This is a genomic window from Rhodobacteraceae bacterium M385 (genome assembly GCA_025141835.1).
Lineage (GTDB): Bacteria > Pseudomonadota > Alphaproteobacteria > Rhodobacterales > Rhodobacteraceae > Gymnodinialimonas.
This window is the reverse complement of the sequence record CP081102.1, coordinates 1692763-1706337: the sequence shown is the minus strand read 5'-3', so window position 1 is coordinate 1706337 and position 13575 is coordinate 1692763. Positions and strand designations below refer to the sequence as shown.

Annotated in this window: 11 protein-coding genes; 5 read left to right on the top strand and 6 right to left on the bottom strand. The window is 59.4% G+C overall.

All coding sequences use genetic code 11. The features are described from left to right. Positions 1–60: 60 nt before the first annotated feature. On the bottom strand, positions 61–1041 hold the full coding sequence (locus tag K3728_08335) for a zinc-binding dehydrogenase (protein ID UWQ97493.1): 981 nt from the start codon (positions 1039–1041) through the stop codon (positions 61–63). Positions 1042–1061: 20 nt separating this feature from the next. Beyond that, positions 1062–1655: a TetR/AcrR family transcriptional regulator gene (locus tag K3728_08330; protein ID UWQ97205.1), complete on the bottom strand. Its 594-nt coding sequence runs from the start codon at positions 1653–1655 to the stop codon at positions 1062–1064. Positions 1656–1976: 321 nt separating this feature from the next. Between K3728_08330 and K3728_08325 the strand changes: the two genes are divergently transcribed. From K3728_08325 to K3728_08310, 4 genes are all read left to right on the top strand, one after another. Beyond that, complete coding sequence (locus K3728_08325; protein ID UWQ97204.1) at positions 1977–2396, top strand: DUF2852 domain-containing protein; 420 nt, start codon at positions 1977–1979, stop codon at positions 2394–2396. A gap of 112 nt (positions 2397–2508) precedes the next feature. After that, positions 2509–2946: an RDD family protein gene (locus K3728_08320; GenBank protein UWQ97203.1), complete on the top strand. Its 438-nt coding sequence runs from the start codon at positions 2509–2511 to the stop codon at positions 2944–2946. A gap of 107 nt (positions 2947–3053) precedes the next feature. Beyond that, positions 3054–3887, top strand: a complete 834-nt coding sequence (locus K3728_08315) for an arginyltransferase (protein ID UWQ97202.1) — start codon at positions 3054–3056, stop codon at positions 3885–3887. Continuing rightward, positions 3887–4267 carry a VOC family protein gene (locus K3728_08310; GenBank protein UWQ97201.1) on the top strand — a complete coding sequence of 127 codons (381 nt, stop codon included), beginning with the start codon at positions 3887–3889 and terminating at the stop codon, positions 4265–4267. Before K3728_08315 ends, K3728_08310 begins: the two co-directional genes overlap by 1 nt. 131 nt (positions 4268–4398) lie before the next feature. Here K3728_08310 and K3728_08305 read toward each other — a convergent pair whose 3' ends face one another. From K3728_08305 to K3728_08290, 4 genes are all read right to left on the bottom strand, one after another. Continuing rightward, positions 4399–6753, bottom strand: coding sequence for a TRAP transporter large permease subunit (locus tag K3728_08305; protein UWQ97200.1), 2355 nt, complete (start codon positions 6751–6753; stop codon positions 4399–4401). Positions 6754–6803: 50 nt separating this feature from the next. Further along, positions 6804–7712 carry a C4-dicarboxylate ABC transporter permease gene (locus K3728_08300; GenBank protein ID UWQ97199.1) on the bottom strand — a complete coding sequence of 303 codons (909 nt, stop codon included), beginning with the start codon at positions 7710–7712 and terminating at the stop codon, positions 6804–6806. 132 nt (positions 7713–7844) lie between these two features. Beyond that, a complete protein-coding gene (locus K3728_08295) occupies positions 7845–8930 on the bottom strand; it encodes a TRAP transporter substrate-binding protein (GenBank protein UWQ97198.1) in 1086 nt (361 codons plus the stop codon). A 491-nt stretch (positions 8931–9421) separates the two neighbouring features. Next, positions 9422–11305 (bottom strand): PhoX family phosphatase, encoded by a 1884-nt coding sequence (locus K3728_08290; GenBank protein UWQ97197.1) that lies wholly within the window; start codon positions 11303–11305, stop codon positions 9422–9424. Between the two features lie 417 nt (positions 11306–11722). Here K3728_08290 and K3728_08285 point away from each other — a divergent pair, with 417 nt between their 5' ends. After that, a complete protein-coding gene (locus K3728_08285) occupies positions 11723–13477 on the top strand; it encodes an acetolactate synthase 3 large subunit (protein UWQ97492.1) in 1755 nt (584 codons plus the stop codon). Positions 13478–13575: the final 98 nt, after the last annotated feature.

Below are 13575 nucleotides of genomic sequence, written 5' to 3'. Positions count from 1 at the left end.
GCCGTATTAAAAACGCGCCACCCTGCCCTGTTAGGCAAAGTGGCGCGTCGGGTTCGCCCTTTATGGCCGCAGCATCACCTTACCCGCCCGGCCCGGCTCTAGCGCCGCTGTCATGGCCTCGGACACTTGATCCAGTCCAAAAACACCACCGTCGGCCAACGTCAGTTCACCTTTGGCCGCCAGTGTCACCAACTCAGTGATCAGGCGGGTGCGCTCCTCGGGGGCCATGTCCTTGCTGACGCGAGACCCCCAGAAGCCCTTCACCGTGATGTGCTTCATGATCAGCGCTCCCGACGACAGGGGCATCGCCGCCCCGGTTGCCGTGCCAAACACTACCAGCTCTCCATCCACGCCCAGAAGGTCGACCAGATCGGCCGAGGTTTCGCCGCCAACGGAATCAATCGCCGAAACCGCGCCTGCCGGGCCGATCAACTGCGCCGCTTTCTCTTTCCAGTCAGCGTCGCTGGTGGAGAGGACGTTGCCAAAGCCCAAGTCTTTCAATTCCTGAGCGGCGGCGTCGCGTCGTACAAGGTTCACCAAGTTGATCCCCCGCGCTTTCGCCAGCACCTCCATGATCCGCCCCACCGCGCCGTTGGCCGCGGTTTGGATGATCCAATCGCCTTTCTTGGCCTTCAAAGTCTCTAGCAGCGACAGGGCGCTGAACGGCATGGCGATCAATTGCGCGCCTAGCGTGTCGGAAATCGCGTCTGGCAGGGGCAAAACGCCCGCCGCTGGGGCCACGAAATACTCTGACCAAGACCCGTGGATGCCCGCAACCGTCACGCGCTTGCCCACCAAGGCGGCGTCTACGCCGTCGCCCACGGCCTCTACCGTGCCAAGGGCCTCGGACCCGCCGATGGCGCCAGGCAGGTCCGGTTTGTAGCCGTAGTTGCCCCGGATCGTCCAAAGATCGTGGTTGTGGATCGGCGACAGGGTCATTTTGACCAGAACCTCACCCGCCGCGGGGGCAGGTTTTGCGGTTTCCTTGGCGACGAGCACGTCAACCGGTTCGCCAAATGTGTCGTGAATAGCAGCTTTCATTTTCAGTCCATTCATAGTGGTTATCTTGTTGTGTAGATGTGTTGAGTCTCGGCCAGCGCCTGCTGTAGCGGCAGGTCGCTCCGAGATATTTTGGCAAGGATGGCCGCCCCCAGAAACTTGGCGTAAAGCATCCGCGCCACCGCTTGCGGGTCGTCCACGGGCCGCACGGACCCATCCCCGACGCCCGCGATAAGAAGGGCGGCGATCCGGTCCACCAAGGCGTCCACGCCCGTATCCAGGACCACGCGCATCCCTTCCGACAGGTCAGCAATTTCTGCCCCCAGCTTGACCACGAGACAGCGGGTCGAGATCCCGCCCGCCCCCTCTTGGCCAAGCCACGCGCCCCAAAAGGCCGCCAGCTTGTCGCCCGCCGATGCCGGGCCCGCGGTCAGCAGATCAATGCGTGACAGGTAATCGTCCACGTAATCTTGCAGCATCGCCTGCCCGAAGGCGTCCTTGGAGGGGAAGTAATAGTAGAAAGACCCCTTGGGCACGCCGCTTTCTGCAAGAATTTGCGCAATACCAACGCCACTAAAGCCCCCCTTCAAGGCAAGCTCCCGCCCCGCCGTAAGGATCTTCTTGCGTGTCTGATCGGATTTCGTTTGCTCTGTCATGGGGGGGTAGATAGGAAGTAATAGACCGGTCGTCTAGTCACCTCCCGCTTTCGTGAACTCGTGACCGCGCACGCCCTACTTCCTAGCAACTAAACGAATTATTGACGCCAACTCGATGATACGTTCGACAGAGCCGCCGGATGCTGGCAAGCGGGCGTTCGTCCAAATCAGAGCCCGCACCGATCTCCTTCTCCGTCCCCCAAATTAGAAAATGTAAAAAAGATTTACTTTGCCTCTTGCCCGCTCCGCCGGACCTCCCATATGAGTTAATGTGATTAACATTTACATTCGAATATCCCACCAACCCCAAGGAGAACTTCCATGACCACCACAACCGCCCCCACCCATTCCCATGAAAGCCTTGGTTGGTTTTCTCGGGCGGAGAACTGGCTTGATGCCCGCGGCAAAGGCGCTTGGATCGCTGCCATGGTCATCGGTTTCATCTTCTTCTGGCCCATCGGCCTCGCCCTTCTTGCCTACATGATCTGGAGTAAACGCATGTTCAATGGTTCCTGCACATCCCGCCGCCACAGCCACCGTGGCCACAAGTTCAACTCTTCCGGCAACAGTGCCTTCGACGCCTATAAGGCTGACACGCTGAAGCGCCTGGAAGATGAACAAGGCGCGTTCGAGGCCTTCTTGCAACGCCTGCGCGATGCCAAGGACAAGTCCGAATTCGATGCCTTCATGGACGACCGGGCCGAAGCCGCAAAGGCCGAGACCGAAGAAGCCAAGGCGTAACCGTCCCCCCTCGCCTTCGGCTTATCCCCGCGCGCGCCCACTGGTCCCAATCCGGGCGCGCGCCCCCTTTTTCCCCTTTCAAAAGGCTCCCCTGATTGCCATGTCCTTGTCCATGACCCGCTCGCCCCTGCCCGACCCAACCTATGATGCCGCCTTCTACGACGGCGTCTTGCCTAAACGCCTGTTTGCCTGGGCCATCGACGCCGCGCTGATTTTCACCGCGATGCTAATCCTGAGCGTTCTGACCGCAGGGATTGCCTTTCTGCTCTGGATACCGGTGCACTTTGCCCTCGCCTTCTTCTACCGCTGGCGTACGATCCGGGCGGAATCCGCAACCCTCGGGATGCGCTTGATGAATATCGAATTGCGCGGCCCCTCCGGCGCCCGCCTCACCAGCCAAGAGGCCGCCATTCATACCGGTTGCTTTCTGGTGTTCGCCACGATCTTCGTAATCCAGCTGATTTCCATCGGCATGATGATGGGCCGCCCCCTCAACCGCAGCCTTCCCGATGAGCTTGTCGGCACCGTGATGATTAACCGCCCGGCCTAAAGACTGGACCCAAGGGGCAACAGCAAAGTAACCACGTTCCAGAAAGCTGTTGCCCCATCGCGGTCGAGTGTTGCACTCTAAGGCCGACGACACGGGACCCTATTTTTATGCGCCATACGCTACCCATCGCGCCACAATTCTATGTGACAGCGCCCCAAGATTGCCCCTACCTGGACGGCAGACGCGAACGCAAACTGTTTACCGCGTTGCAAGGGGATCAGTCGGAGGCGTTAAATAATTCACTCTCCAAACAGGGGTTCCGCCGGTCGCAGAACGTGCTCTACCGCCCCTCCTGCACCGATTGCGCCGCTTGCCTGTCCGCCCGCATCCGCGTGGCGGATTTCGCGCCGAAACGCAGCCACAAGCGGATCTCGAAGCGCAACAAACACCTGATCCGCCACCCCCGCTCTGCTTGGGCCACGGAAGAACAATACGCGCTGTTTCGCAGCTACCTTGATACCCGCCACGCCGATGGCGGCATGGCCGACATGGATGTGTTCGAATTCGCCGCGATGATCGAGGAAACTCCGGTCAAATCGCGCGTCATCGAATACCGCGACCAGACCGAGGGTGATGATCTGGCCGCCGTTTGCCTGACCGATATCCTCGATGACGGCCTCAGCCTCGTCTACTCGTTCTTCGAGCCGAGCCTGCAACATAACTCCCTGGGAACCTACGTGATCCTCGATCACATCGCCCTCGCGCAAGAGGCCGGCCTGCCCTACGTCTATCTCGGCTATTGGGTGCCTGGCTCGTCGAAAATGGGCTACAAGGCAAACTTTCCCGCGCTCGAGGTCCACGTAAACGGCCAATGGCAAGACATCGGCGCGCCCGAAGATTACGACACCCAAACCCACCCCCTCTCAACCGATCCCATCGCGCAGCAAGTGGCCCAAATCACCCTACCCGATCTGCGCGCCGCCCCCGACAGAAACCGCTGATGCGCCTCGCGCTCTTGACCCTAATCGTGCCCGACTACGACGAGGGCATCGCCTTCTTCGTCAATGGCCTCGGCTGGACGTTGCTGAGCGACGAGGACCAAACCCACAAGCGTTGGGTCACCGTCAGCCCCTCCCCACAGGGCCCCGCCCTCCTCCTCGCAATGCCCACAACCGCTAGCCAGTCCTCGGCCCTTGGCCAGCAAACCGGCGACCGTGTGGGCTTTTTCCTGCACTCAAGCAACTTCACTGAGGACGCCGCCAAGATCACCGCCGCGGGCGGCACTCTCTTAGAAACGCCCCGGCACGAGCCCTACGGCACCGTCGCCCAATGGCGCGACCCTTGGGGCAACCTCTGGGATCTGATCGAACCCTCCGCGTAAACGCGCACGGCCCCCCTTCATCTTTTCAAAAATATCGCCCCCGGAGGGTCCACCCCCTCCTCCGCGCCTCCAAACGAAAAAGGAGGGCCGCCATGGCCCCCCTTCCCCAATCTCTACAGGCTCTCGAAACCCTAGTTCGGCAGCAGGTCCGGCACGATCGTCACGATGCCCGGGAAGAACCACAAGATCGCCAATCCCAACACCTGAATGCCCACAAACGGCAGCACCCCTCGGTAGATGTGCCCCGTCGTCACCGACTTTGGCGCCACGCCCCTTAGGTAGAATAGCGCAAACCCAAATGGCGGTGTCAGGAACGAGGTCTGCAAGTTCACCGCGATCATGATCGTCACCCATTTCGGGTCCAGCGTCCCGCCATAAATGACCGGCCCCACGATGGGGATCACGATGTAGATGATCTCCAGGAAGTCGAGCACGAAGCCCAGGAAGAACAAGATCGCCATCACCAGCAGGAACACGACCCATTCCTGGTCAAACGCCCGCAGAAACTGCTGGATGTAATGCTCACCGCCAAAGGCGATCAGCGTCAGGTTCAACACTTGGCTCCCGATGAGGATGGTAAACACCATGCTCGTGACCTTCGCCGTTTCGCGCACAACTGGTCCCAAAACGCTAGTGCGCAAAAGCGTCCAGCAGGCAAAAAGCAGGCCGAAGAAGGCGAAGTGATAGGCAGCTTGCGTCACGATATAGGCCAGCCAATCGGCAACGGTTACGGCCTCGCGCGACATCCGCAGGTCAAAGTTCACGCCCACGACGATCATGATCACCACGGCAAAGGCCGCCCCAACAATGATCTTCGCGCCGCCGCGGTCATCGCCAAACTTGCGATAGGCCGCCAACATGATCGCCCCAGCTGCGCCCAAGGCGGCCGCCGGTGTCGGGTTGGTGATCCCGCCAAGGATCGAGCCCAGAACCGCCACGATCAAAACCAGCGGCGGGAAGACCACACGCAACAGCTCGTTCTGCGACAGACGCCCCACGGCGTGGTAGCACCCATAGACCGTCAGACCGAAAGGAATGGCGAGAACCGCAAAGGTCGTCCCCGGTCCCGTCAACGGACCGATGAACATCACATCAGCCGCCAAGGCCAGCACGATGCCCATTCCCCCCACCAACAATGGCAGCGGAGAGGACGACGGCGAGATGCCGCGTGCCAACACCAAGGTCAGCGCCAAAAGCGTGAACAGGACCGCAACGCCGCTGCCGATGGGCGCCGCCGCGGCAAGGGCCGCATCGGTGGCAATAACCATCTCTTCCGGTGTGCGCTCATGGGCAGCTTCCCCTGCGGCGCCCGATTCAATGGCGGCCTGCTCGGCGACGGCTATGTCCCAGGCCTCTTGGCCGTGCAGTTCAATCATGCCCGCCGCACATTGCTCGGACACATTGGTGCGCAGCGATGCACTGGCCGCTCCGTCGGACATATCCGACACGGTGATCGTCTGGCTGCCCACGATACCCACGGAGGCCGCAAGGCTTACCCCGATGATAATCGCCGCTGGCACCCCAAGGAACCAAGTCAGACCTTCGCCCCGTGTCACGGGTTCTCCGCTGCTGGTCCCCATTTGCACCGCGGGAGCTTTCGATGGGAACACCAAAGCGTAACCAAAAGAATACGCGCCATAAAGGAACGCCAGGAAGATGCCCGGCAGAAGCGCCGCTTGGAACAATGTGCCGACCGACAGAACCGCAGGTTGGCCCAGATAGGTCAGCGCATCGCGGCACCCTGCGGTGACGGCGCGGGTCTCTTGCCCCGTGGCATACAGATCACCCGCCAGTGTGCCCAAAAGAACGATCACGATCGAAGGTGGAATGATCTGTCCCAAGGTACCCGACGCGGCGATAACGCCGGTCGCCAACTCGGGCGAGTAGTTGTTGCGCAGCATTGTCGGCAGAGCCAGCAGGCCCATGGTCACAACTGTCGCGCCCACGATCCCGGTCGAGGCCGCAAGAAACGCGCCCACGATCACGATGGATACAGCCAGACCGCCGGGAAGCGGGCCGAAGACGCGCGCCATCGTGGTCAGCAGGTCGTTGGCAATTTTCGAGCGTTCCAGCGTGATGCCCATCATCACGAACATCAGAACGGCCAAAAGGATCTCGATGGATTGGCCCGCAATCACACGCTCGTTCATGCGGTTCACAATGAACGACAGGTTGCGATCCAGCGCGGTTTCCCAACCGCCGGTGAACAACGCCTCATCAATGCGCGGCAAATCGGGATATCTGAACGTTGATATCGTATCTCGCGGGACTCCATCGGCAATCAGCGCCAGATAATCCTCTGATCGCACATCCACCGCTTGGTGGATCAGCAAGCCAGAGCTGTCCAAAACCGCGATAATCGCGAAGGAAATCACACCCGCGCCACCAATGGCGAAGGCCACCGGAAAGCCCGTCATGATCCCACCAAACAAGGTGAGGAACACGATAATCAGGCCAATCTCGACCCCGTCCAATCCAAATAGCATCTAATTCGTCCCTATGCTGCGCCTATGGGGGCGCATTGTCTTGTTGTGGATCAGGTGGAACCTGAGTGGATGGCGTGTTCGACTTCCTCGGCCTCGTCGCCCAGGAAATCTTGATCAATGTATTTGCCTTCGCTGGCCTCGCCCTCTTTCCATTCCAGGTACGAGCGCCAGAACATCGACCACGCTTGCAGGAAGACCAGCACGCAATAGGCCACAATCAGCACCTTAAAGAGGAAGTAAGCGTTGAAGCCGTTGGGGCTGAAGCCAATGGTTTCGACATTCCACCGCAGGGCGCGCGACTGCATAATCATGCGATCCAGCGTGCCCGAGGCGGAAGGGTTCGGCACCACAAGGTGACGCCACATGAAGAACCAGGCGTACATATACGTCAGCGTCACTACGGGCAGCATGAAGAACATCGCGCCCAACATATCCAGCACCTTCTTGGTGCGGAACTTCACGGCAGAATACACAAGGTCCACGCGAACGTGGCCGCCTTGCACGAATGTATAGGTCACACAGAGCGTCACGATGATGGCGTTATAGAGCTTCAGCTCCTCCGCCCACCAAGACAGGTCTTGCGTGAAGGTGATCCCCAACGGCCCGAACGAAATATCCGGCACGCGGAAAATACGCTGAAGGAAAACGATTATCACCTGTTGCAGCACCATCAAAAGGCCAACCCAGGCCGCGGTGCGGCCCAAAGCATTGGCGAAACCTTCTTGGATGCGCACACAGGTCCAAAGGAACTCGCGCTTGAAGACCCCGATGACAGTGATGATGGTTAACACGAAGAACAGCGCGAAAAACAGCTCTACCGAGGCCCCATAATACATGAATCGCGACAACGCTTCGGGGTTGGACCAATCGAGCCAAGACGAGGGGTTGAGCAGCGCGGTGACGATATTCACCGGGGCCATCACGAACTCCGTCAGAGCCCAGAGGATCAGATCTAGCATGTTGAGAATCTCCAGCCGAAGCGATCTCGGCCATTGGTGCCGCCAAACAAAGGCGACCCGTCAGGGGCCTTTGAAAACGCCCCCACCCCGCCGTAAGGCAGGATGGAGGAGGTCTTTAGACGTATCGGGTGATTAACCGGCGTTAACGCGGTTACGCTGACGCTGGTACTCGCCGTCAGCAATCTCGTACCAACCGGCAGATTCTGCCTGAGACGCGAAGTAGGAGTTCGCGATGTTGGCGTAGATTTCGTCGCCCATGTTCTCTTCACGAACCTCTGCGGCGGCAGAGCCGAAGGCATCCCAAACGTCGTCAGGGAACTGGCGAACCTGAACACCACCAGACTGCAAGCGGGCCAGCGCGGCACCGTTTTCAGCCAGCGACAGAGCGGTGTTCTGTGCGTGAGCGGCCTCGGTCGCCACTTTACAGATGCGCTGCTGCTGTGGTGTCAGCGATTCCCAGATTTCCAAGTTGAAGCCCATGGTCAGGGCAGAGCCTGGCTCGTGGAAACCAGCCGCGTAGTAGGTGTTGGTGACCTCTTGGAAGCCCATGCGCTCATCCGCGTAAGGACCGATCCACTCCGCACCGTCGATCTGGCCAGAGGACAGCGCCTGGTAGATTTCGCCACCGGGGATGTTCTGTACCGACGCGCCGAGGCGGCCGAGAACCTGACCACCTTGGCCGGGCATACGGAAGCGCAGACCTTGCAGGTCTTCAACCGAGTTGATTTCCGTGTTGAACCAACCGCCGGGCTGCATCGCGGTCATACCGCACATCAGGGGCTTCAAGCCGAACAGCGACGACAGATCGTCGTGCATTTCCTGACCACCGCGACGGTAGTACCAGTTTGCCAGCTCCTGCGACGTCATGCCGAAAGGCACGGACGTGAAGAAGGCAAATGCAGGGTGCTGGTTGAGGAAGTAGTACTCAGCCGAGTGATACACGTCCGCTTGGCCCGAAGACACAGCGTCAAACACTTCGAACGCGCCAACAAGTGTACCGGCAGAGTTCTTGTTGAAGGTCAGCTGACCATCAGTCATCTCGGCAATGTAGTCGATGGCAAGCTGTGCTGCGTCATCAAAAATCGCAAAGCCGTCTGGAACAGACGTCACAAGCGTCAGCTCGCGGTTACCTTGGGCGTAAAGCGGTGCTGCAAGTGTCGTGGACGCGGCTGCTGCCCCGCCGACAGCGGATGTCCGCAAAAAAGAACGACGATCCATTCGTGTAATCCTCCCGGTTGGATCTTTTCCCCGAGCCCCCCTCCTGGGTGCCCAGTGGCTTATAAGTGACGGCACGTTAGCGCGGCGCTTGCCGTCAGAAAACAGCTTTTCTTCACCTTTGAGGCAGTTTCTGTAAAATCTTTTGACCAATTCGAGCATTTTGGGGCTTGCCTCCCTTCCCGGCATCTTCGTTAGCGCTATCGCCCTCCAACAATATTTGGTGATTTCGGGTATCACCGCCACAACGCTCAAAAATTGAGCCGACACACCTAGGGATGGTGATCTTTTGCGCACCGAATCTGCGTCTAAAACGGCTGCGCATCGCGGCATTCCTCGTAAATTGGGCGGAACGCACGTTTTCCGTCCCCAAAAACAAGCGAAGTGATTCTAGAAATCAGGCTCGGCGTCCCGCAAAAGTCGCCGCCAAAGTAAAAGGGGCGACACCGAAATGCCGCCCCTTCCTGATCCCACTATACTATATAGTAGAAGCCTTAACCGATCGTCGCGCCGTCTTCGCGCCATACGGCAACGATGGACGACCGCGGGACGCTGTCACCGCCGTCAGGGAAATTGCCGCCGGGGTGCTGGATGCCCACGAAAGCCACAGTGCGGTCGCTGTTCCACGTCAGGCCCGTCACCTCGGACCCGCTTGGACCGGTCAGGAAACGCGCAATTTCGCCCGTTTCAGGATGACCCACCAGCATCTGGTTGTTGCCCATGCCAGAGTAAGGGCCTTCGTTGCTGTCGTCGCCGTCCGTCTGGATCCAGATCAACCCGTTGCTGTCCACAACCATCCCATCGGGAGAGTTGAACATATTGCCTTCGGTCACATTGTCCGATCCCGCATAGGCCCCAAGACCAACCACAGGGTTGCCCGCCATCACATAGAGATCCCATGTGAAATCGGTCGCGCCGTGATCTTCGCCCACAGGACGCCAGCGCACGATTTGACCGTAGCGGTTTTCCGCACGCTCGTTCGGGGTGCCCGGCGCAGGTTCAGCAGCGTCGCCACCGGCGTTGGTGAAGCCTTCGGCCCGACGCGAGTTGTTGGTGAGGCAGCAGTAGGCCTCGGGCAAGGTGGTGGAAACGGCGATCCACTCAGGGCGATCCATCGTGGTGGCCCCCACGGCAGAGCCTGCCTGACGGGTGTGGATGCAGATCATCGCCGCGTCCATTTCGGTGGTGTCAGGCGTCAGCGCCCGCCATTCGCCGGTGCCGTCGGTGTTGAAATGCGCGGCATAAAGCGTGCCGTCATCCAACAGGCCCTCAGTAGAGCCGCCTTCGGTATAGGTGCCGTTGGACACGTATTTATACATGAACTCGCCGCGTTCATCATCGCCCATATAGACGACAACACGGTTGTCAGCGGCCAACGTCATGGCAGCGTTTTCATGCTTGAAGCGACCCAGTGCGGTGCGCTTGACCGGTGTCGAGGTCGGATCGGCGGGATCAATCTCGACGATATAGCCGTGACGGTGCGCTTCATTGGGCTCCGCCGCGTAGTCAAAGCGCGGGTGGAACACCTCGTAGGCGTAGCGGCTGTCAGCGGCGATGCCATAGCGATCAAAGCCGTCGGGGCGTGGCGCGTCGGCGTCGGTGGCGCCGAAGTAGCCGTTAAAGTTCTCTTCGCAGGTCATATAGGTGCCCCAAAGAGTGCGCCCGGAACCACAGTTATTCAGCGTGCCCAGCACCGTTGTGCCTGCGGGATCGTCCGAGGTTTGCATTAGCGCGTGACCAGCGGCGGGGCCCGCAATGGTCATTGGCGTGTTGTGGTGAATGCGGCGGTTGTAGGGGCTATCGACGACGATCTCGTAGCCGTTGTCACCCATCGCGACTTCAATCACGGAAACGCCTTGCAGGTTCATCAGGGTCGTTACGTCGTCGGCCGTTGGCTCTGCGCCGTCGGCAACCGTGATGTTGATGCCGGGGTTCACGTATTCATGGTTCACGGCAATCACTTCTGCGCCGTCGATGTTGTACAGCTCCATGCCGTCGGTGTTTTCACCGAAGATCATGTCGGAACCATCAACGCCGTGGCCATTGGCAAACTCGGGCGCGCCCGAGAACATCGCATCACCCCAACGGGCAACCGTGCTCCAGTTATAGCCCGCAGGCACATGCACCGTGTTATCGGTGAAGATCGAGATTGGATCGAACGGAAACGTCGCGTGGCCGTCTGCCATGGCCGTTGTGCCGCGCAACATCGCTGTGCCCATAACAGCCGCGCCGGAGCCAATTGCCAGAACCGACCCGAGAAAGCCGCGGCGGTTCATCGAGGCGTCAACAACGCGGTCAAAGTCGGTGGTTTCAGGGGCCGGGCGGATTGTCTCGTCCCAGTCGTCCCAGCTCATGTCGCTTGTATCGATGTCTTTCATCGGATGTCCTAGCTTTGCAAACAGAAAGAAGTCCGCGCATCACGGCGCAGCTAGGGGCGGTTTAGGATCAGAGCGCGACAGGTCTGTAACGACTGTATGAAGGTTATGTTACGACCGCCCTCGCGACATTAATTGCGCAAAACGCCGCTTGAACGACATTTTATTCACGAACAGGCACTTTTGGCTGTTGACGCGAAAAACCCTCAGTCATAACGTCCGGCCCACGCGATAATAGGAGGCTCGGCAATGTCCGGCATTCTCGTACTTGTAGGAAAAAGGCGCATGGGTCGGTAACGACATCCATATTTGGAACCATGCGCCCCCGGATCACCCTCCGGGGGCTTTTTTTTGGAATACAATTTCGCATACGAAAGATGAAGCGCGATGAAGAAGGATGAAGCGCCCATGTCACAAAGCATGTCACAGCAGATGACCGGAGCAAAAATGATCGTCGAGGCCCTGAAGGAGCAGGGTGTCGATACGGTATTTGGCTATCCCGGTGGCGCTGTCCTTCCGATCTATGACGAGATCTTTCAGCAAAACGCGATCCGCCACATTTTGGCGCGTCACGAACAAGGCGCGGTTCACGCCGCCGAAGGCTATGCGCGCTCTACCGGCAAACCCGGCGTTGTTCTGGTAACCTCTGGCCCCGGTGCCACTAATGCCGTGACCGGCCTGACCGATGCGCTGATGGACAGCATTCCAATTGTCTGCCTGACGGGTCAGGTGCCCACCTTCATGATCGGCTCAGACGCGTTCCAAGAGGCCGACACCGTTGGCATCACGCGCCCCTGCACCAAGATGAACTGGCTGGTGAAGGAAACCGATCGTTTGGCGGATACAATCCACCAGGCCTTCCACATCGCCACCTCGGGTCGGCCCGGCCCCGTTCTCGTGGACATCCCCAAGGACGTGCAATTCGCCACCGGTGAATACACGCCCAAGCCCAAAGCCAAAGTCAGCCACTATCAGCCCAAGGTGAAGGGCGACATTGATATCATCACCGCCTTGGTTGAGGCGATGGAAACCGCCAAGAAACCAGTGTTCTACACCGGTGGCGGGGTGATTAACTCTGGCTCCAAGGCCAGCGCGCTTTTGACAGAATTGGTCGAGGCCACGGGCTTCCCCATCACCTCAACCCTGATGGGCTTGGGCGCTTATCCCGCCTCGGGCGACAAATGGCTTGGCATGTTGGGGATGCACGGCACCTACGAGGCCAATCTGGCCATGCACGGCTGCGACCTGATGATTAACATCGGCGCCCGCTTTGATGACCGTATCACCGGCCGGATCGCTGATTTCTCGCCCAATTCACGCAAGGCACATGTGGATATCGACCCCTCGTCGATTAACAAGGTGATCCACGCCGATTTCCCGATCATTGGGGATGTAGGCCATGTGTTGGAAGACATTCTGAAGGTTTGGAAAGCCCGGGGCCGCAAGGCCGAGCGTGCCGCCGTGAAGGATTGGTGGGAGCAGATTGAGACATGGCGCACCGTGCGGTGCCTTGATTACAAAGCGTCCGAGACAGTGATTAAGCCGCAATACGCCCTGCAACGTCTGCAAGAGCTGACCAAAGGCCACGACCGCTACATCACCACGGAAGTGGGACAGCACCAGATGTGGGCCGCACAATTCCTCGACTTTGACGAGCCGAACCGCTGGATGACATCGGGCGGACTTGGCACCATGGGCTATGGCACCCCGGCCTCTATCGGCGTGCAAGTGGCGCACCCGGACGCGCTGGTCATCAACGTTGCCGGCGAAGCCTCTTGGTTGATGAACATGCAGGAAATGGGCACGGCCATGCAGTACCGCCTGCCGGTGAAACAGTTCATCCTGAACAACGAGCGTTTGGGCATGGTCCGCCAGTGGCAAGAACTGCTCCACGGAGAGCGCTATTCTGAAAGCTGGTCCGAAGCCCTGCCCGACTTTGTGAAGCTGGCCGAAGCCTTTGGCGCCCACGGCATCATCTGCTCGGACCCTAAGGATCTGGACGACGCGATCATGGAGATGATCAACTACGAGGGCCCGGTGATCTTTGATTGCCTGGTCGAGAAGCACGAAAACTGCTTCCCGATGATCCCTTCGGGCAAAGCCCACAATGAAATGCTTCTGGGCGAAGCCGACACCCAAGGCGTGATCGGCGACGCGGGTGGGGTTTTGGTGTGAGCAAGGCGTGGTCCATGTGGCTCGGCAAGAGGCGTTCGTTTATACCTCTTCCGGGTCATTGGGCCGCCGCCAGACACGTGCCGACAAAAGCTTAACCC

What these genes read in the sequence shown, in the direction of transcription:
- K3728_08335 (UWQ97493.1), bottom strand. Translation starts at nt 1,041, where the DNA reads ATGAAAGCTGCTATTCACGACACATTTGGCGAACCGGTTGACGTGCTC.
- K3728_08330 (UWQ97205.1), bottom strand. Translation starts at nt 1,655, where the DNA reads ATGACAGAGCAAACGAAATCCGATCAGACACGCAAGAAGATCCTTACG.
- K3728_08325 (UWQ97204.1), top strand. Translation starts at nt 1,977, where the DNA reads ATGACCACCACAACCGCCCCCACCCATTCCCATGAAAGCCTTGGTTGG.
- K3728_08320 (UWQ97203.1), top strand. Translation starts at nt 2,509, where the DNA reads ATGACCCGCTCGCCCCTGCCCGACCCAACCTATGATGCCGCCTTCTAC.
- K3728_08315 (UWQ97202.1), top strand. Translation starts at nt 3,054, where the DNA reads ATGCGCCATACGCTACCCATCGCGCCACAATTCTATGTGACAGCGCCC.
- K3728_08310 (UWQ97201.1), top strand. Translation starts at nt 3,887, where the DNA reads ATGCGCCTCGCGCTCTTGACCCTAATCGTGCCCGACTACGACGAGGGC.
- K3728_08305 (UWQ97200.1), bottom strand. Translation starts at nt 6,753, where the DNA reads ATGCTATTTGGATTGGACGGGGTCGAGATTGGCCTGATTATCGTGTTC.
- K3728_08300 (UWQ97199.1), bottom strand. Translation starts at nt 7,712, where the DNA reads ATGCTAGATCTGATCCTCTGGGCTCTGACGGAGTTCGTGATGGCCCCG.
- K3728_08295 (UWQ97198.1), bottom strand. Translation starts at nt 8,930, where the DNA reads ATGGATCGTCGTTCTTTTTTGCGGACATCCGCTGTCGGCGGGGCAGCA.
- K3728_08290 (UWQ97197.1), bottom strand. Translation starts at nt 11,305, where the DNA reads ATGAAAGACATCGATACAAGCGACATGAGCTGGGACGACTGGGACGAG.
- K3728_08285 (UWQ97492.1), top strand. Translation starts at nt 11,723, where the DNA reads ATGTCACAGCAGATGACCGGAGCAAAAATGATCGTCGAGGCCCTGAAG.